This window comes from Sphingomonas sp. LY54 (genome assembly GCF_035594035.1).
In the GTDB taxonomy this organism is placed as follows: Bacteria; Pseudomonadota; Alphaproteobacteria; order Sphingomonadales; family Sphingomonadaceae; genus Allosphingosinicella.
The window spans coordinates 2,305,590-2,323,592 of sequence record NZ_CP141588.1 but is presented as its reverse complement, the minus strand read 5'-3'; the positions used below and the strand labels follow the sequence as shown (position 1 = coordinate 2,323,592).

General features: G+C 64.8%; 13 protein-coding genes. 4 read left to right on the top strand and 9 right to left on the bottom strand.

Annotation, left to right across the window (positions count from 1 at the left end; translation table 11 throughout):
- Positions 1-1,191 precede the first annotated feature (1,191 nt).
- On the bottom strand, positions 1,192-1,578 hold the full coding sequence (locus SH591_RS11625) for a hypothetical protein (protein WP_324749249.1): 387 nt from the start codon (positions 1,576-1,578) through the stop codon (positions 1,192-1,194).
- A gap of 173 nt (positions 1,579-1,751) precedes the next feature.
- On the opposite strand from SH591_RS11625, the gene SH591_RS11620 reads away from it, so the two are divergent.
- The gene (locus tag SH591_RS11620) at positions 1,752-2,051 is read left to right on the top strand and encodes a hypothetical protein (protein ID WP_324749248.1); all 300 of its coding nucleotides are present in this window, start codon (positions 1,752-1,754) and stop codon (positions 2,049-2,051) included.
- A 337-nt stretch (positions 2,052-2,388) separates the two neighbouring features.
- On the opposite strand, the gene SH591_RS11615 is transcribed toward SH591_RS11620, so the two are convergent.
- From SH591_RS11615 to SH591_RS11600, 4 genes are all read right to left on the bottom strand, one after another.
- Complete coding sequence (locus tag SH591_RS11615; RefSeq protein ID WP_324749247.1) at positions 2,389-7,353, bottom strand: autotransporter domain-containing protein; 4,965 nt, start codon at positions 7,351-7,353, stop codon at positions 2,389-2,391.
- Positions 7,354-8,946: 1,593 nt separating this feature from the next.
- The gene (locus SH591_RS11610) at positions 8,947-9,240 is read right to left on the bottom strand and encodes a hypothetical protein (protein ID WP_324749246.1); all 294 of its coding nucleotides are present in this window, start codon (positions 9,238-9,240) and stop codon (positions 8,947-8,949) included.
- Positions 9,241-9,521: 281 nt separating this feature from the next.
- Positions 9,522-10,157: a response regulator transcription factor gene (locus SH591_RS11605; RefSeq protein ID WP_324749245.1), complete on the bottom strand. Its 636-nt coding sequence runs from the start codon at positions 10,155-10,157 to the stop codon at positions 9,522-9,524.
- A gap of 5 nt (positions 10,158-10,162) precedes the next feature.
- Positions 10,163-11,311, bottom strand: coding sequence for a sensor histidine kinase (locus SH591_RS11600; RefSeq protein WP_324749244.1), 1,149 nt, complete (start codon positions 11,309-11,311; stop codon positions 10,163-10,165).
- Positions 11,312-11,443: 132 nt separating this feature from the next.
- On the opposite strand from SH591_RS11600, the gene SH591_RS11595 reads away from it, so the two are divergent.
- Positions 11,444-13,351, top strand: coding sequence for a TonB-dependent receptor (locus SH591_RS11595; RefSeq protein WP_324749243.1), 1,908 nt, complete (start codon positions 11,444-11,446; stop codon positions 13,349-13,351).
- Positions 13,352-13,639: 288 nt separating this feature from the next.
- On the opposite strand, the gene SH591_RS11590 is transcribed toward SH591_RS11595, so the two are convergent.
- From SH591_RS11590 to SH591_RS11580, 3 genes are read right to left on the bottom strand one after another with little or no spacing between them, the layout of a single operon-like run.
- The gene (locus tag SH591_RS11590) at positions 13,640-14,134 is read right to left on the bottom strand and encodes a Dps family protein (RefSeq protein WP_324749242.1); all 495 of its coding nucleotides are present in this window, start codon (positions 14,132-14,134) and stop codon (positions 13,640-13,642) included.
- A gap of 55 nt (positions 14,135-14,189) precedes the next feature.
- Entirely contained in the window at positions 14,190-14,366 is a 177-nt protein-coding gene (locus SH591_RS11585; RefSeq protein WP_324749241.1) for a hypothetical protein, read from the bottom strand.
- Positions 14,363-15,310, bottom strand: a complete 948-nt coding sequence (locus tag SH591_RS11580) for a VOC family protein (protein ID WP_324749240.1) — start codon at positions 15,308-15,310, stop codon at positions 14,363-14,365. Before SH591_RS11580 ends, SH591_RS11585 begins: the two co-directional genes overlap by 4 nt.
- A 142-nt stretch (positions 15,311-15,452) precedes the next feature.
- Here SH591_RS11580 and SH591_RS11575 point away from each other — a divergent pair, with 142 nt between their 5' ends.
- Positions 15,453-16,367 carry a LysR family transcriptional regulator gene (locus SH591_RS11575; RefSeq protein WP_324749239.1) on the top strand — a complete coding sequence of 305 codons (915 nt, stop codon included), beginning with the start codon at positions 15,453-15,455 and terminating at the stop codon, positions 16,365-16,367.
- A 64-nt stretch (positions 16,368-16,431) separates the two neighbouring features.
- Here SH591_RS11575 and SH591_RS11570 read toward each other — a convergent pair whose 3' ends face one another.
- Complete coding sequence (locus SH591_RS11570; protein ID WP_324749238.1) at positions 16,432-17,028, bottom strand: outer membrane beta-barrel protein; 597 nt, start codon at positions 17,026-17,028, stop codon at positions 16,432-16,434.
- A gap of 237 nt (positions 17,029-17,265) precedes the next feature.
- Here SH591_RS11570 and SH591_RS11565 point away from each other — a divergent pair, with 237 nt between their 5' ends.
- A complete protein-coding gene (locus SH591_RS11565) occupies positions 17,266-17,568 on the top strand; it encodes a TehB family protein (protein ID WP_324749237.1) in 303 nt (100 codons plus the stop codon).
- The last annotated feature ends 435 nt before the right edge of the window (positions 17,569-18,003 follow it).

Genomic DNA, 18,003 nt, shown 5'->3' with positions numbered 1-18,003 from the left:
TTCCGCAACCGGCAGCCGAGCCGCGTTTAGCCGGCCCGGAAGGGGCGCCCCCCGACTGCTGGCTGCCACCTCCGCCGCGCCGGCGGCGTCGTGGATCTTCCCATGATGTGCGTGGTACGGCCGCCGTGCACAGGACTGCCGCTCAAGCGGCAGCGTGGCCTTCCCCCGTCGCTACCTCGTCGGCGAGCGAGGCGTGCGGGCCGGCCGCGTTCCAGAACAAAGCGCCGGCAATCGGCGCGCAGGTGAGCGCTACGACGGCCAGCGACCAACGAAGGCTGTCGGTGCCGGAGACGAAGTCGGTGAGCAGGCGACCGACTGGGGCCCGAGGGTCATGCCTAGAAGGCCCATTAGGAGATAATAGAGCGCCGCCGCTAAGCCGCGATGCTCGGCCGGGACTGCGGACTGCATCGCCGCGATCGCGAGACCGCTCGGCACCGTATAGGTGAGCAGTGCCGGCGCCAGCCAGGCCAGCGCGGTCCCCGCGCTCGGTGCGGCTCGTGGGTGCGCGGCAACATCATCCGCAAGCCCGACGGGAGCCGCGCCTACGGCTTCGTCTACGATGCAGGTCAGGAGGCGGCGCGGGCCTCAACCGCTATTCGGAAGTACCGCTCCGGGCGAGTAGATGGAACCTGCTCTGCCCCGCCGCAGCCATGAGCCGATAGGCAGCGTCGCGAACGCGCCGCGACCATTCCTGAGGCCACGACTATCTTTCCGGTCCTAACCGGCTGCTCGTGCGGAACAACGGAACGGATGCCCGATCCTTTGGGTCAAGGAGACGTCGTATTCGACGAGATCAAACTTCCCCGCAGGCAAATCCATCTTCGGCAGAGAAAAGCGAGCCTGGTCAGAAGAAGACGGGACGTGCTCACCGGCCCGGGCGAGGCCGTGATCAGCCGCGTCTCGGCGCGCATCCGCGCACGGTCTCTATCTGACATGCCAAGCGCACGGGACTTCGACAGCGACCGCCTCAACGCTCGCCCCCAGCCCGACTGAGCGACTTTAACGGTCTCGAGGCGAGGTTGTGGCACCGTTGGCGCTGCTTATGGTCTTCGCCGCAAACGAAATCTCCCCCGGAGCCGGTGGGCTCCGAGGGAGTTCTGTATTGTTGGTTGCGGGAGCAGGATTTGACCTTTGTAGAACTCGCGTTCGGCTCACGGATCATGCTGTTGTACCTGACAAGACGACGTGACGCTATGACCGCTTTTGGCCGGAAGCGGACTGTCTGCTTCTCGGCGCGACGGCGGAAAAGCGGACGATCGTGCCGGCCTGTTGTCTTCCACCCATTGCGCACATGGTGGGAAGCTGACCGCTCTGGTCAACGGCGCCGCCACCGCGGAGCTTGCTCGCCAGATGGGGCAGACCTTCTTCGAGCGCCACGGCCGTTACCCGCACGTCGTCATAAATCGCTTGGCGCGCTTCAAGTTCGACGTGAACCGGCCGATGGATGAAGGCGCCTGCGGCGGGCGCGATGCGGAGATCGCCTTCACCGACTGGCACCGGTTCATCGATCAGGCGAAGGCGCACGTGGTCCTCGACCATGGCAAGGGCTGGTTGATCGACCTCCATGGCCACGGGCATGCGGAGGAGCGCCTTGAGTTGGGCTATCTCCTGACTTCGTCCGAGCTCGACCAGAGCGACGCGGCGCTGAATTCGGATACAACCGCGATGCGGCGGTCCAGCTTCGCCACAATCGCGAGAGTTCGACCGTTCCGTTCGCCTCGATCGTCCGTGGTCCGCAGTCGATCGGCACGTTGTACGACCAGCAGGGTTCCCGCTCCCTCCCCAGCGCGAGGGAGCCGCGCGTCGCGGGCGCCCCCTATTTCAATGGCGGCTACAACACGGTCCGCCACGGTTGTGGCTCCGGCGCGACCGCGCTGGGCGGCCAATCGGCCGGCCCGATCTGCGGATTGCAGATCGAGGCGCAGCGACCTGGTGTTCGCGACACAGCGGAGAACCGCAAGCGCTTCAGCGAAGCAACTGCGACCATAATGGCTCAGTTCCTGAGCTCCTTCTACGGACTCGACATCACGGCCGCGCCAAGGTCTCGCTGATCGAGGCGGTGATGGACGAAGGCGCGGCGGGGGTCCAAGGCTGCCCGGATCGGTCACGGGCAGCGGCTCTCATACGTCGATCGACAAGGCCGTGCTGCGGCCGGGCCTTGCAGGTGCGCCCGAAAGGCCGCTGCGGCACCAGGGCGGTTGGTCGGCCGCGATCATGCGGATCGTGCCGGAGCGGATTTGGATCGACGACGTGACATTTGCGTCGGATCGAAGGCGATCCGCCGCGAAGCGTCCGCAGGGCGATGACGTGCCCCGGCCGTTCATGCCTGTCGATATCGATGAGCGTCCGGCCGGCGCGCCCCTGGGGCAGCGCCGACCGGTCGTGGGATCAGAACGTCAGGCCGAACGAGACGTTGGCGGAATGGTCCTGGGCGTTTCGGCTGAGGACGCCCGAATAGCCCAGGCCGAGCCGCATCGTCTCCGACAGCCGCAGCCGCACCTCCGCGTCCATCAGCCCGGCATCGCGCGCCAGCGCCGCGCCGGAGACCTGGAATCGAGTCGCGCTGCCGCTAAGGGCGAGATGCGAGACGGGCGCGATCCGGTCGAAGCCATGCTGCCACGCCGCGCTGGCGCGGATCGACAGCGGGCTGGTGGTCGAGGTCTCGCCCCGCACGCCAAGCGTCGACGTCTTGAAGATCTCGCGCACTCGGCCGCTCGACAGGCCCAGCGGACCCGCCCCTTCTTCCCGGAAGCCGTACGTCTGCGCGCGCACCAAGGCGCCGCCCAAGAACGGCTCGATCGCTCCGCCGCCCAGCGGCAGCCGCGTCGCGATTTCGCCGAACGCCTGCAGCGTCGAGCCGTCATAAGCTGCACGATGGGTCGATGTCAGCGCGCCCAGCGTCGCGACGCGGTTGACCTCGGCCTGGACGTCGGAATAGCCGCCGCCCGCCCGCAGCCGCAGCGCGCCGAGATCTGCGCCGGCATAGCCCATGAAGTGCAGCGACTTGACGGTCCCCGAGCTCGCCCGGGCCGGCACTCTCAGGTCGCTGTTCGTGTAGGCGGCGGCGGCGCCGAGGAGGATGCCCGCCAGACCGAAGTCGGCCCCGCCGGCGATCCCCGTGGTGTCGCGTTCCTGCAGCGCCGCGTTCGGCCGGTCACGATTGTCGCCCCAGTTCTGGAAGCCCGTCAGCCACAGGCCGAGCCCGTCATCCGCCGTCGCAGCGCCCAGCCGTTGCAGCACCGCCGCGCGCGGCCGGCGCGTGTCTTCGACCATCGCGGTGCGGACCGAGGCATGCGCCTCGCCCGAGACGAGGTCGAACCCGTTGCGCGCCCCGTCGGCGCTGAGCGGGAGCACCGCATCGAACAGCGGATCGCCCGCGCCCCGCGCCTGGAGCACGCCCGCCACATTGGCCTGGTTGGGCGTGCGGGCGATGGCTGCAAAGTCGATGTCGTTGCGCGTCAGGTTGAGCGTCACCCTATTGGCGCCATAGGTCAGCGCCGGGGTGAGGAAGGCGAGGTTGCTCGTAACTCCGGCGAAGCCGTTGGACGGGCCGCCGCGCACCACGCCGCCATCCGCCTGGAGGATCGTATAGTCGGTCGAGGGCGCATAGTTGCCGTTTTCCGCCAGCACCGCGACGGTGCCGCCGTTGATGGTCGCTATGCCGGTCGCCCGCAGCAGATCGCTGGCGCCGTGCGCCGCAACTTCGACCTCATAGAGCGAGCCGGTGCCGAAGGTCGCCGAGGCGACGGTCAGCGTGCCGATGCTGTTGCCGGGGGCGATGACACCGCCATTCTCGATCACCAGATTGCCGAGGGTGCCGGTGCCCAGGGCGCGGCCGCCGGTGCGCAGCGTCGTCGTGCCGCCCAGCGCGCCCGACACGAGCAGCCGGCCCGACTGGACCGCGGTCGTGCCGCCAAAAGCCGAGGAATTGCCGGTCAGGACCAGCGCGCCCGTACCGCGCTGCTCCAGCCGGCCCTGCCCGGTGATCGACCCGCCATAACTGACATCGTCCGAGCGGTTGAACGCCAGCGTCGGCGTCGATCCGCCGACCGCGGCGCCGATATTGACGTTGCCCGGCAGCACTCCGGTGGCGCCGCCATCGCCGACCTGTAGCGTGCCGGCCAGGACGTTGGTGCCGCCGCTGTAGTCGTTGGCCCCGGTCAGGACGAGCGTGCCCAGATCCTGCTTCGTCAGGCTGCCCGCGCCGGTGACTTGGGACGCGATGGTGGCGGTGGTCGCCGCCCCGGCGGCACTGCCGTCGCCGACGCGAACATTGGTCGCGGCGGCCAGCGTCAACGGATCGCCCTGGATGCGATAGCCTGTCGTCGCGAACTGCATCCCCGTCGGCGAAATGGCGCCCGATGCCGTGCTGACGGTGACCGTGCCGGCCTGGCCCGCGAATACCGCGAAACCCCCGCCCCACCGCTCAGACGATGTTCCGGCAGTACCGGTCCAGTTGGTGGTCGCCGTGTCCGCGGTCCACGTGCCGGAGCCGCCGGCGATGGTGCCGTTCGCCGTCGTCCGCGTACCATTCCAGAATTGCGGGTCGGAAATCTGTGAGGCGACGACCAGATTGACCTGGTTCGCGATGTTCGTCTGCACCGTGCCGGTGAAATTGTCGCCGATCGCGGCGACGTCCAGCCCGTCATTGGTCAGCGTGCCGCCATAAGTGAAGATGCGGTAGACGCCCGCCCCGAAATCAACGCCGCGGGAAACCTCCAGCGTGCCGTCCAGCATCAGATTGCCGGTGATGTTGAACAGCGCGGTCGTGCTCGGCGCGCCGAGGTTCGCCAGGACGGTGGAGCCCGCCCCGAGCACCAGAGAGTTCAGGGTCAAGGTCGAGGCGGCGGTGCCTACAAGCGTGCCGTTGACCGTGGCCGCGCCCGCCAGCGTGCCGGCGCCGCCGAAGGTCGCGCCGCTCTCCACCGTTACGTCGGAGCCGAGCGTGCCCGCCAGCCGCAGCCCACCGGCCGACACCACCGTCGCGCCTGCGAAGGCGCTGGAGTCACCGGTCAGGGTCGTGATGCCGGAACCCTGCTGCGCCAGCCGGCCCTGCCCGGTGATCGACCCGCCATAACTGACATCGTCCGAGCGGTTGAACGCCAGCGTCGGCGTCGATCCGCCGACCGCGGCGCCGATATTGACGTTGCCCGGCAGCACTCCGGTGGCGCCGCCATCGCCGACCTGTAGCGTGCCGGCCAGGACGTTGGTGCCGCCGCTGTAGTCGTTGGCCCCGGTCAGGACGAGCGTGCCCAGATCCTGCTTCGTCAGGCTGCCCGCGCCGGTGAGTTGGGACGCGATGGTGGCGGTGGTCGCCGCCCCGGCGGCGCTGCCGTCGCCGACGCGAACATTGGTCGCGGCGGCCAGCGTCAACGGATCGCCCTGGATGCGATAGCCGGTCGTCGCGAACTGCATCCCCGTCGGCGAAATGGCGCCCGATGCCGTGCTGACGGTGACCGTGCCGGCCTGGCCCGCGAATACCGCGAAATCCCCGCCCCACCGCTCCGAGGTGTTCCCGGCCGCGTCGGTCCAGTTGGTGGTCGCCGTGTCCGCGGTCCACGTGCCGGAGCCGCCGGCGATGGTGCCGTTTCCGGTCATCTGCGCACCGTTCCAGAACTGGATATCCGAGAGCGGCGCGCCGGAGCTGGTGACGAGCAGATTGACCTGATTGGCGGTGTTCGTCTGCACCGCGCCGGCGCCGCCGCCGGCAATCGTGACGTCCAGCCCGTTGTCGGTCAGCGTGCCGCCGTAATTGAAGATGCGATAGACGCCCGTCCCGAACCCAAGGGTGGGGGCAACCTGGAGTGTGCCGTCCAGCGTCAGATCGCCGGTGATGTCGAACAACGCGGTCGTGCTGGGCGCGCCGAGCCTCGCCGCTACGGTGGAGTCCGCCCCGAGCACCAGCGAGTTCAGGGTCAAGGTCGAGGCGGCGGTGCCTACAAGCGTGCCGTTGACCGTGGCCGCGCCCGCCAGCGTGCCGGCGCCGCCGAAGGTCGCGCCGCTCTCCACCGTCAGGCCGGAGGTGAGGTTGCCGTTCAGGAGGAAGCCGCCGCCCCGCACCGTCATGCCGCCGAGCGCGCCGGTGCCGTCATAGGTGAACGTGCCGGCGCCTGCCTTGACCAGCGAGCCGTCGCCCGAGAAGGCCCCGCTGTAGGTCGTGCTGCTGCCGGCCGTGCCCAGCGTCAGCAACGCGCCGTTGATCTGTGTCGCCCCGACGCCGGACAGACCCGCGATCTCCTGGTCGAAACCCGAGACGACATCGAGGATGCCCGCAGTCTCAACAATGACTTCCGAATTGGCCGACAGCGCATTGGTGCTACCTCCGCGAAGCGTGCCGCTGCGAACAATGGTGTTTCCGCTGTAATCCGTGCCCGTAGCATTCAGCGTCAGGCCACCAAGGGGGCCTGCGGGGTCCCCGGCATTGGCGGGAGGGGCGTTGGTGGCATTGATGATGACGACGCCGGTGCCACCGATCGAGCCGGTGGCGAAGCCAGATACCTGGCTCGAACGATTGATGATGAAGGTGCCGTCGTTGACGATCCGCCCGCCGATGCTGCCAGTGTTGCCGCCATTGCCCCAGGTAAGCTCCGCACCGCTGGCGACCGTGGAGCCTAGCCCCGCCCCAAACGCAATGTCCACAAACCAGCGACCTGATTCAAAATTGTACTGGTTGAAGCTGGAAAAACTACCGATCGTCTGCGGGCCCGCACTGGTCACGCCAGTGGTGTCGGTGAAAAACGCGCGGTTCCCGGCGCCGTCGCCACTTGTCCGAATTGAGCCGGTTACGCTGGCGCCCGCGTCCACATAGACGCTGTTGTTACTGCCGGTGAAGCTCACGGCATAGTTGCTGCCCCCGCCCGTGGCGCTGGTGACGCTGCCGGCATCGAGCCGCACGATAGCGTTATCCGCAGCGGAAATTGCGGCTTTGGCGAAAGTACCGGTCGATCGCGCGACAATGGTGCCGCGATTGATCAGTTCGCCGGTGGCGAAGAACACTCCGGTCGGACCCTCGATCGTGGCGCCGGCCTCGTTGGTCAGGTTGAGTCCGAACGAGCCGATGGGTCCGATCACACCCGTATTCGTACTCTGTTGAGTATTCTGGATCATCCCACGATTGATGATCGTCACGGTGCCAGCTTCGGGAGTACCTGTGATGAGCACGGCTCGCCCACTACGGGTGATGCTGCCAGTCTCGGTGACGATCAGTGTCTGACCCGCGGTTGCAGTGATCGACGCGGTCGTCGGAGTGTCGATCGTCGTCACCTGCGCCCAGGCCGCGCCAGGGAGCGCCAGCCCAACAACGGATGCGCAGAGGGACGCGCGCAGGGATATTCCGGAAGGTCGACGCTTCATCACAGATCTCCTACAATCAACGAACAGGATGCCTCACCGCACGCAGGATCGACGCAGGATTAGCTGCGCATGTGCAGAAGCACGGGCAAAGAAGAACAAGGTCACACGGCGACGACAGCCCGCCAAGGCACCAATACAGTCGTCAAATATAGCTGGAGGCTATGCCCGATCCGCGGCCGAAGCGGGCTTCCATGAACCAGCGCTATGCTCGTTCGATCACTTTGTTGGGGCGGCGGGGTCGCGGGCAATTTCCGACCGCGACCCCGAGGAATGGAAGGAACACGCCCGATTCACCTCAACACGCGTGCTTGGTGCGGGCGCGTGGCAGTCATCCGAAGGCGCCCTTGACCAGAATTTCCCAAGAATCTGAGCGCCCATTTTTGCCATGTAGGGCGCGCCAGTATTGCGCCATTTTTCGATTACCTCGTTCGGCGTTAGGTAACGCATAGGGCAACAGGCGAGCGGGATATCGTGAGCGCTCGTAGCACCGCTGAGACTATAGGCTGACTCGACGGCGGGTTTTGGCCGTTAGCGGACTGTCCGCTTCTGGGCGCGATGGCGGGAAAGCGGACCTTCGCGGCTTCCACGTGCTCTACGTCCGTCTACGACCCATTGCAGACACTGGCTGCATGGCCCTATCATCGAGCGATGTTGCAGCGGAAAAGCTCGGTTGCTGTGTTCGCTGCCGTAACAGCATTGGCAGTCCTTAGCGGGTGCGAACGGCCTACCCGCGATCCTGTGAAGCTGAAGGCGATTAGAGCCGAGGCTCAAATGCTCATGCGGGCCTACCCCGTCAATGCGGCCCCTCCAAGAGCGCGATGGCCTCATACAATCGCGAGCCTTGAACCGGAGTTCGTGGTGATCAACCCGGATGGCGTCCGCATAACGACGCGGGCGTATTTTGATGGTGGCTGGGGGTATTTCGTGCCCAGAAAAGCGCAGGACCCGCCAGAGCCGGTCGGGAGGTTCGAAGAAGCCGGCCAAGGCGTCTATTGGTGGCACCCTTATTAATGCGTGTTGAGCGAGAGACGCGCCTAGCGGAATGTCCGCCATCCACCCATTGCATACATTAGCGGTTGCGCCGTCTCCGCCTCATCGTAGGCCTGTTCTGTATCCACAAGCGCACTGGCTGGACTGGGGCTCCGACGAGCCGATAAGCATGTTCTGCGCAACCTGAACCAAAGCCGAGCTTGCTGCGTACCCGCATAGGACGGCGGCTACGATAAAAGTCATTCTTGCAGTTTCGCTCCACTGGCTGGTCGCACGGCCTACTACGAGTGCGAGCGCAACTGGCCCAAGGAAGACTGCAATCTTGGCCAGCATGAAGGGGATGGTTAACCACAGGGAGTCGGGTCGCTCCCTTGAGGGCCGCGCCGTGTAAGCACTGAGCGCCGCCATGGCGAGCACACCGAGGGCCAATACGCTCGCCCCACGAAGCGCAATCATATCGGTAGTTAGACTGCTCATTCCAAGTTTCGTCCGTACCTGTCGTTATGTCCGATTTCCATCCTTAGCCGACATTGCCGTCGCCAGGGCGCAGATTCCGAGCCGAGCGTCCGCTAAGGGTGGAAAGCGGTCATTCGCGATGCGCGGTTATCGGCGTCTGCCGAAGCGCCAAATCCTATAATGGGCGTAAAAATGAGAAAGCAGGAATAGGCTTCCGCCGAGAACTATAAGCCAAGTGTGCGGAGGAGCTTCCAACGCCCCGATACCGACAATCATGGTTGAGAGAATTGTAATCCACACGCGAGGGAAAAGAAGGTCGCGATATCCAAAACCGTCCTTGATTGGCCAGAACATGTCGACCTGATTCCGCATCCGGTCAAAGACCGCCCAATCGAGCGGCACACCCACAAGAACAAACACCGCAAGATAGGCCCAGTACACCCGCTCGCCTCCTGATTGTTCTACCGTAAGCGGGGAGAGCTAATGACCGCAATAGGTCGTTTGCAGTCATTAGACCTATTCCTGAACGATCATCTGACTTTCGGCATAGGTCTCCAGCATCTCCGGTTTTCTGGCCTCGTCCGGACGTTGAGCTATTCGGCGGCCCGAAATGGATGGTTCGGGTTCCGCTTTACCAAAGCTTCCACGTCGCGAAACCCGTGCTCATCGAAAGCGCCGCACCGGCGTGAATGTGGGATCGGTGAAGCGATCACAAGGCCCGTCTAGCCCAAGTGACCCTGTTGCAAGCCCTTGAGCGCCGCCCGGGTTCTGTCGCGGGCGTCGAGCTTCAGGAGGAGGTTGGACACGTGGTTCTTCACGGTGCCCTCCGCGAGCGCCAATAGATCGGCGATCTCCTTGTTGCTGTAGCCGGCGCAGATCAGGTGCAGCACCTCCCGCTCTCGAACGGTGAGCGTTTCGGCGACGTAGCTGTCCGACGGATCCGAAGGGCTGCGGCGGATCGCGGCCATCAAGCTTTCGGTCATGGCCGGCTGGAAGGCCGTCCTGTTGTCGGCAAGAGCCCTGATGGCTCCCGCGAGGTCTTCGAGCGACACATCCTTCAGCATCAGGCCTTTGGCGCCCGCCTTGATCGCGGCAATGGCGGCATCGCCGTCGTCGAAAGTCGTCAGCACCAGGGTCGGCGGCAGCGCATCGGCTTGCCTCAGCGCCTCCAGAAGGGCGATGCCGTTCATCCGGGGCATGCGGATGTCGAGGAGGAGCACGTCGGGCTTCAGCTCCGGGATCAGTCCCAGCGCCTCCTCGCCGTCGCTAGCCTCGCCCACCACCTCGATGTCCGGCACCAGCTCGAGCAGGCCGCGCACACCCTGGCGGACCAAAGTCTGGTCGTCGACCAGAACCACCCTGATCATGATGGCTGCGGCGCAGGCAGAGGCAGCCAGGCATCGACGGTGAAGCCGGAATCGACACCCGGCCGCACCGCCAGCCTACCGCCGAGCGCCTCCATCCGCTCGCGCATCCCCACCAGTCCCGATCCCGCGGAGGAAGCGGCGGGCCGCGCGTTGCCGTCGTTTCGAGCGACAAGCCGCACGCCCTGCCCATCCAGCGTCACCTCGAGCCACAAATTGGATGCTTCGGCATGCTTGATTGCATTGGTTACCGCTTCCTGCGCGCAGCGGACCAAAGCGTGGGCCTGATCGGGGCTGACCCGTATGCCGGGCGCGAAGTCGATATGGATGGCAGGCCTGGGGACGCTGTTCTGAAGCGCCTCCAGCGCTTCCTTCAGGTCGCAGCGTTCCGCCTCGCGAAGATCGGACACGACGTCGCGCACCTTGCCGAGAAGGTCACGGGCCAGGCCTTTCGCCTTCATCACATGATCGTTCGCCCGTGCGGGCTCCGACACGTGACTTGCGATTTCCAGCTGGAGGCCGAGCGCCGTCAGCTCATGGCCCCAGGCGTCATGCAGGTCGCGGGAGATACGAAGGCGTTCCGCATTCCGGGCGGTGTTGACGATGATGGCCTGTGCGGACCTGAGCTCCCTGTTCGTCTGGGCAAGCGCCCGCGCCGTTTCCGCTTCCCGCCTGAGCGCCTGCGCCGTGAAAACGAACAATAGCTGCAGCGCGGAAGACTTGGTGAGGACCCAGCACAAATCGGGGTTGAGAGCCTGGGCGAGCGTGGCCACGATCGCCAGATTCTGGAAGGCGACCCAGCTCAGCGCTTTGGCAGGCGTCGTCGACATCCCGACCTGCCACGCGATGATGACGAGGAATGACGACATTCCGGCCCAGGGGACCAGGATCGTCATTGCGACGACCGCGGCCAGCTGGACGCAGATCAAGGCCCAATAGAGGCTCGTTCGCAGCTTCAGGATCATTGCGGCAAGGACCGCCGCCCCCATCACGCCGAAGGGCACGAACCAGAGCGGCGGCACGGAAGCGCCGCGTATCTCCCCACCGCCCCAGAACTGCTCGGAAACCGGCCAGCCATAGGCAATCCACAGACCGAGCGCCGCGACGCAAAAGGTCCATTGATGCCGATACTTAAGATGCTCTGTCATGAGGGAATTTTTGCCACAGAGCGGGCTGCCCTGCCATAGGCCAAAGGTCATGGGTCCCCGGTGCGACCTCCGGCACTTATTCCGCACGTACGGGAGAGGCAAAAAAGACGGACCAAATCCGAAGGAGCAGACATGCTACGGTCCGTCAGCCTTACCGCCATTCTCCTCGCCTCCGCGACGCCTGCCCTGGCGCAGCGCGCGAACGAAAATGCCGTGGCCTCGGCGCAGGATGCGTTCGGCACCAGCGTCGGCAACGAGCGCGTCGGCCTCTATTTTCCGCAGAGCGCGCGCGGCTTCAGTCCCATCCAGGCAGGCAATGTCCGCATCAACGGCATGTATTTTGATTATCAGGGGGACCTCAATCAGCGCCTGATCTCCGGGAACAATGTCCGCGTCGGCCTGACCGCGCAGGGCTATCCCTTTCCGGCCCCCACGGGCGTTGCAGACTTTTCGCTGCGCCTGCCCGGTTCCGAAGCCGTCGCCAGCACGGTCGTCGGCATTGGCCCGTTCGGAGGCCCGCGGGTGGAGGTCGATGCGCAGCTTCCCGTCACCGACACTCTCGGCATCGCCGCCGGCGTCGGGGCGAACGACCAGGAAAGCTATTTTGGTGGCGACTGGCGCGTGCTGACCGCCGCGCTCGTCGCGCGCTGGCGCCCGGCGGACAATGTCGAGATCATCCCCTTCTGGAGCCTGCAGGACGAAAGCGACGGCCAGGCGCAGCCGATCATTTTCACGGGCGGCGACTATCTGCCGCCGGAGATTCCGCGGCGGCGCTATTTCGGTCCGCAATGGGCGCAGAACGAAGGCGAGGACGTCAATTACGGTCTGCTCGGCACGTTCGGCTTCGGCGACTGGACATTGCGCGGCGGCGCCTTCCGCTCGATCGCGCATGACTATCGCAACTTCACTCCGGTCTTCCTCGACGCGACCCCGGACGGCCAGGCCGACCGCCAGGTCATCGCCGATCAGGCGCGCCGGTTCGCCTCCACCTCCGGCGAGCTGCGCCTCACGCGACAGTGGATCGAAGGCGACCGCCTCCACCTCGTCCACTTGATGACCCGCGGCCGCATCCGGGACCGGCGTTATGGCGGCACACAGCGTTTCGACTTCGGCCCCGGCCGCATCGACGAGCCGATTGCCGCGCCCGAGCCCGAGCTGGTGCTTGGCCCGCAAACCACGGACCAGGTCCGCCAGCTCACCGGCGGGATCGGCTATGAGGGCCGTTGGCGGGGTGTCGGCGAGCTCACCCTCGGCATCCAGCGCACCTTCTACGAAAAGGAGGTGGTGCGGCCGTCCGGTCCGCTGCCGGTGTCGAAGGCAAGCCCCTGGCTGCTGAACGGCGCCCTGTCCGTCATCGCCAGCGACGACCTCGTCTTCTACCTCGGCTACAGCAAGGGGCTTGAGGAAAGCCCGGTCGCGCCGGAAGTCGCCGTCAACAATGGCGAGGCGCCGCCAGCCATCATCACCGAGCAGATGGACGCCGGGTTCCGCCTTAACCTCACCGATGCCTTGCGCCTGGTCGCCGGCGTCTTCGACGTGCGCAAGCCCTATTTCGCGCTCGATCCCGGCAAGGTGTTTCGCGAGCTCGGCCAAGTGCGCAACCGCGGCATCGAGCTGTCGCTTGCCGGGCAGATCACGCCGCGGCTCAGCATCGTGCTCGGAGCGGTCTTCCTCGATGCCGAAGTGAGCGGAGACGAAGTGGAGCTGGGGCTGATCGGGAAGAAGCCCGTCGGTTCGATCGGCCGCGTCGTGACCGGCGCGCTCAACTGGAACCTGCCCTGGGTCGATGGCCTGTCACTGGACATCAGCTATGAAAGCCGGTCCAAGACCGTCGCCAATGCCGACAACAGCTTCGTCATCCCGGCCCGCTACGTCATTTCGCCGGGTGTCCGCTACCGCTTCGACATAGTGGACAAGCCCGCGACTTTCCGGGCGCAGGTCGGGACGCTGAACAATGTCTACGGCTTCAGCAATATCGGCGAAGGATTCTACTACAACCAACCTCGCCGGTTTCAGATGAGTCTGACCGTGGACATGTGATTTCCGCCGGTGGCTTGACGCAGGGAGAGTAAGCTGGCGTTCGTGCGATATGCACTGTCCGAGCCTTGGTGTGACGATCGGCTACGGAACGTAAAGAGAGGCGAATGTCCGCAACGGGTCGTAACCGAAATAGCTCGCGAGCCTGAACGAACGTCCGCTTCCGCGCGTCTGCGCCAGGGTCCTGAACGGCGGCAATTGGCGCTTAGCCGAACACCCGAATTTGGCCCAAGCGGAGTATCCACTTCGAAGCGCCAGACAAGAGCTGACGTTGGAGCGGCGGTGTGCGCCTCAACCCTCCTGGCGAGCTGCGAACAGGAACCATGCACGCTCCTCCGCCTGGTCGGTCCAATCGTCGAGCATACCGGCCGTGGCGTTGTCGCCGGCTGCGTCGACCGCCTCTTTCGCTTCGCGCAGATGTTCGACCAACTTTAGATTATCCTGGTGAAGCTCGACGACCATGTCTTGCGCGCTCACATAATCTGCATCATTGTCCTTGATCCGCTGGAGCCGAGCGATGTGGCCTATCGATTTCAACGTCGTGCCGCCGATCTTCCTCACGCGTTCGGCCAAGTCGTCGGTGGTGCCGAGGATCTGTGCCGCCTGCTCGTCCAGCATCAGGTGATAATCGCGGAAATGCGGGCCGGTGACGTGCCAGTGGAAGTTCTTGGTCTTGAGATAGAGCGCGTAGCTGTCTGCGAGGATGCCGTTCAGCGCCTCGGCGACCGATCGGACCGAATTTCGTTCGAGGTCCGTCGGGGTTTTGAGTTCGGTGACTGTCGCCATGTCATTTCTCCTGTTCTGTTTGGTCCCTCCGCAGAGGGGGTGAGGCGCAATCGGATCAGGTGGCTCGACCCACGCTGATCGGATCGCTGGCGTGAAAGGTGTCCTTCAGGGCATCGTCCAGCAGTTCATCCTGCCGCTTGGCAGCCGAGGGCCGCGGGCGGGCGCGATGAACCTCGATTGTCGCGGGGATTGGCTGCAGATGCGGCCACTTTCCGTAATTGAACATGATCATTCTCCTTTCATTTTCTCCGGACGGGCCTCCCGCAAACTTATCGACGTGCCCCACGGGTCGCGCAGCGAGATCCCGTCCGGACCTAGAGCATGCTTTCGCGCCAGCGGCTTCGAACGGAGCGCTTCCAGGACTTCCTCGTCGGCGAGGAGCTCGACCTCCGCGAGACCGGTCGCGACGTCGGTACGTTCGGGCGCCCCCCGGCTGTTCCAGATGTTGCCTGCGAGTTGGTGGTGATAGCCGCCGGAGCCGTAGAAGCTCGCGCCCGGGTAACGGGTCGTTAGCTCAAACCCCAGCAGGTCCCGGTAGAAGGCGTCGGCCGCGGCGAGATCGCCGACCTGCAAGTGAACGTGACCGACCACGCCTGCTTCCGGAAAGCCTGACCAATTGGTGCCGGTCGATGCCTTCACGAGGCCATCCAGATCCAGCGGATCCGTGCTCATCTCGATCATGCCGCCCGCGCGCGACCAAGCGCCGCTCGGCCGGTCGACGTATATTTCGATCCCGTTACCTTCCGGATCGTTCAGATAGACGGCCTCGCTGACGAGGTGGTCCGCAGCGCCGGTCAGCCTCACGCCTGCCGCCGCCGCATGCGACAACCAGGCGCCAAGCGCGTCGCGTCGGGGGAGGAGGAAGGCGGTGTGGAAGAGGCCGGCTTCCTGCGGATTGCGCAGTCGAGCCGCCGGTTCATGCGCAAGCTCAAGAAGGACGGAAGAGCTCGTGCCCAAGCGCACGCGGCCGGATACCTCCTCGACGACCCGCAGCCCCAGGACGGACTGGTAGAATTCAGAAACGCGTTCGAGATCGTGTACGACAAGCGAGACGCGGCCGACACGGTGCGGCGCGCTCGCCAATATGAACTCGGGCCCGTCGCTGAGCGAAGTCGCTGGTGCAGTTGCCACTTTTTCCTCCGTAATTGCGTCCACCGTTGCGATATGGGAACCCAATGGCGTTCGTTGGAGCCGACAAATCTCGAATGGTTCGTTCCACAAAATAGAAAAGCGGCCGGGCGCCGCGAGATCGGTTATACGGCTATTGTCTTTTCCGATCGTTGGAACGATTCACCCGGACTCTTCCTGCAGAGTTGAAATGATGGAACCAGGCACGCCCACCTTTGACCAGCTGAGGATCTTTCTCACCGTCGTGGAGACCGGCAGCTTCGCGGCCGCCGGCCGGCGTCTCAACCGGGCCACTTCGGTGATAAGCTACGGCATCGCGAACCTGGAAGCGCAGCTCGGCCTCAAGCTATTCCAGCGGCAGGGCACCCGCCGGCCACGCCTAACCGCGGCCGGGCAAGCGGTTCTCGCCGAGGCGCAAATCATAGACCAGAGCATGGACGGTCTCCGGGCCAAGGCACGCGGGCTGTTGCAGGGGCTGGAGGCGAAGATCGACATTGTGGTGGACGCGATGCTTCCTTTCCAGTGGCTCGGGAAGGCGCTGAGCGCCTTCTACGAAGAGTTTCCCACCGTTGCGCTGAACCTTCATGTGGAGACGCTGGGTGCCGTCACCGCGCTGGTGCTGGACCGCAAAGCCGTCATCGGCGTGAGCGGGCCTCTTGCCGCCGATATGCCTGGGCTCGAAAACGTCATCATCGGGTCCGTGCCGCTGATCCCTGTGGCATCACCCAATCATCCATTGGCGCAGACGGGGGAATTGCGGCCCGGAGAGGGCCGAGAGCATATCCAGCTGGTCCTGACGGATCGCTCGCCGCTCACGCAAGGGAAGGACTTTGGAGTCGTGAGCCCTCACACCTGGCGGCTCGGCGACCTTGGCGCCAAGCTGGCGCTGCTTCGTGAAGGGATTGGATGGGGAAGCATGCCCCGGCCGATGATCGATGCAGATCTGGCTTCGGGCCGATTGGTCGAACTGGCGATGCCGGACGACACGGGTATCAGCTATCGGATGTCGGGCATTTATCGGAGTGACACGCCGCCGGGCCCAGCGGCCTCATGGCTGCTCCAGCGCTTCGTCGATGCGGGCCGGAGCCGCCAGGAAGAGACTTGAAGGCACGCGCGTCGCGCAGACCGGCCGAGACGCCTAAGCGGCGCCTCCGCCGATCCCGCAACGATTAGAAGCGGTAGGATATTCCAAACAGGGCCTGGTGCCGGTCGAACTTGCCGCCGCCATCGCCAAGATCGGAGTAGCGATATTCGGCCCGTGCCGAAACATTGTCGCTCAGCGCGTGTTCGACACCGCCGCCAACGAGCCACCCGTCGCGATTGGCTGTGGCCGAGCGTATCCCGGCCGGCTCCTCGATCGCCGTGCGCACACGCGTGTTGGTGTAGCCGCCGCGCGCGTACAGAAGGGTATCGTCATTGACGAGATAGCCGGCGCGCGCCGTCAGATCGATCGAGCGCTTCGGATCCACCGTCACATTGCCCCGCGTGATGCTGTCGTTCGCGCCGAACTGCACGCCGGCCTCGGCGCCGAGCACGACCCTCGGGCTCACCTTGAGGTCATAGCCGGTGTAGACGCCGCCGGAGACCGCGTCGTCCGAACGATCCACATTCACGATGCCCTGCGGCGTGGAGGGGCTGCCAAGATCATTCTGGCTCCAGCCGCCCTGGACGCCGACATAGGGGCCGTTGAACGGCTCGGCGGCGGCTGACGACGCAGCGCCTGTCGCGAGCACAGCCGCTGCCACTGGCAAAATGAAACGCTTCATGTTGAATACTCCTATGACTGAGCCTTTGTGGCCTCTTCAAAGGATCTGGGTTCGTGCGTCACTTTCCGGGAGGCGTATAAAATCGAGGCTTCTTTTCTAAACTTCCGAACAGTTGTCCTCAGTTAAGGGAGATATCGGCGCTGACTCAATCGATCAGCCTGTTGCGTCTGCTGGCCGAACGGAGAAGTATGCCCACATGGCCGACCATCCCGATACCGAACGCGGAGGCGGGATCGCATGAATACGACATTGCCCGCGGATCTCGAGCCGTATCAGCGAACCCCGACCTTCACCGAGGAAACGGTGCCTCCTGGATTGCTCCGCGATCACTCGACCAAGCGCGGGACGTGGGGCGTCATAAGAATGGAGGCGGGCAAGCTCCGCTATGTAGTGACCGATCCACGCCGACCGCCCAGCGAACGGATATTGGCGCTCGACACGCCGCCCGGCATCGTCGAGCCGACCGTGCTGCATCATGTTGAGCCGCTTGGCCCGGTGCGGTTCCACGTCGAGTTTTATCGGAGGGCGGATCGGGGCTAGTTGCAGCTTCGGACGCAGAAGCGAAGGTCAGCGTTTCAGTCCCGCGCGATTTTCCACATCTTGACAATCCAGGCCCACCCCCCTTATAGAAACCATGTCCAACAACCGAAGATTTCGGCGCTCGGATCTACCTCCCGGAAGCAGCCCAACGCACGATTAGGCCCCTAGTCTGCCGTCCTACCAGGACCGCAACTTGGGGCCCGCCTATCGGACATTCTTATTATAACTGTGTTTTGGCACAGCCGAAATCTCAAACAGTATATGTAGGTATCCCATTATTGGGAAAGCTAACTATTTGGGCTCGGCTACACGTCCGGACAGCAGGTTGCGAAGTAAGTCCGTGAGGTCGGACCGCTTCGTCCTAGAAGCAGGCAGCAAAGTCACTGGTTTCGCTACCAAGCTAGCCGGCGCGTCCGCTTCCCCTCCTCGGAATCC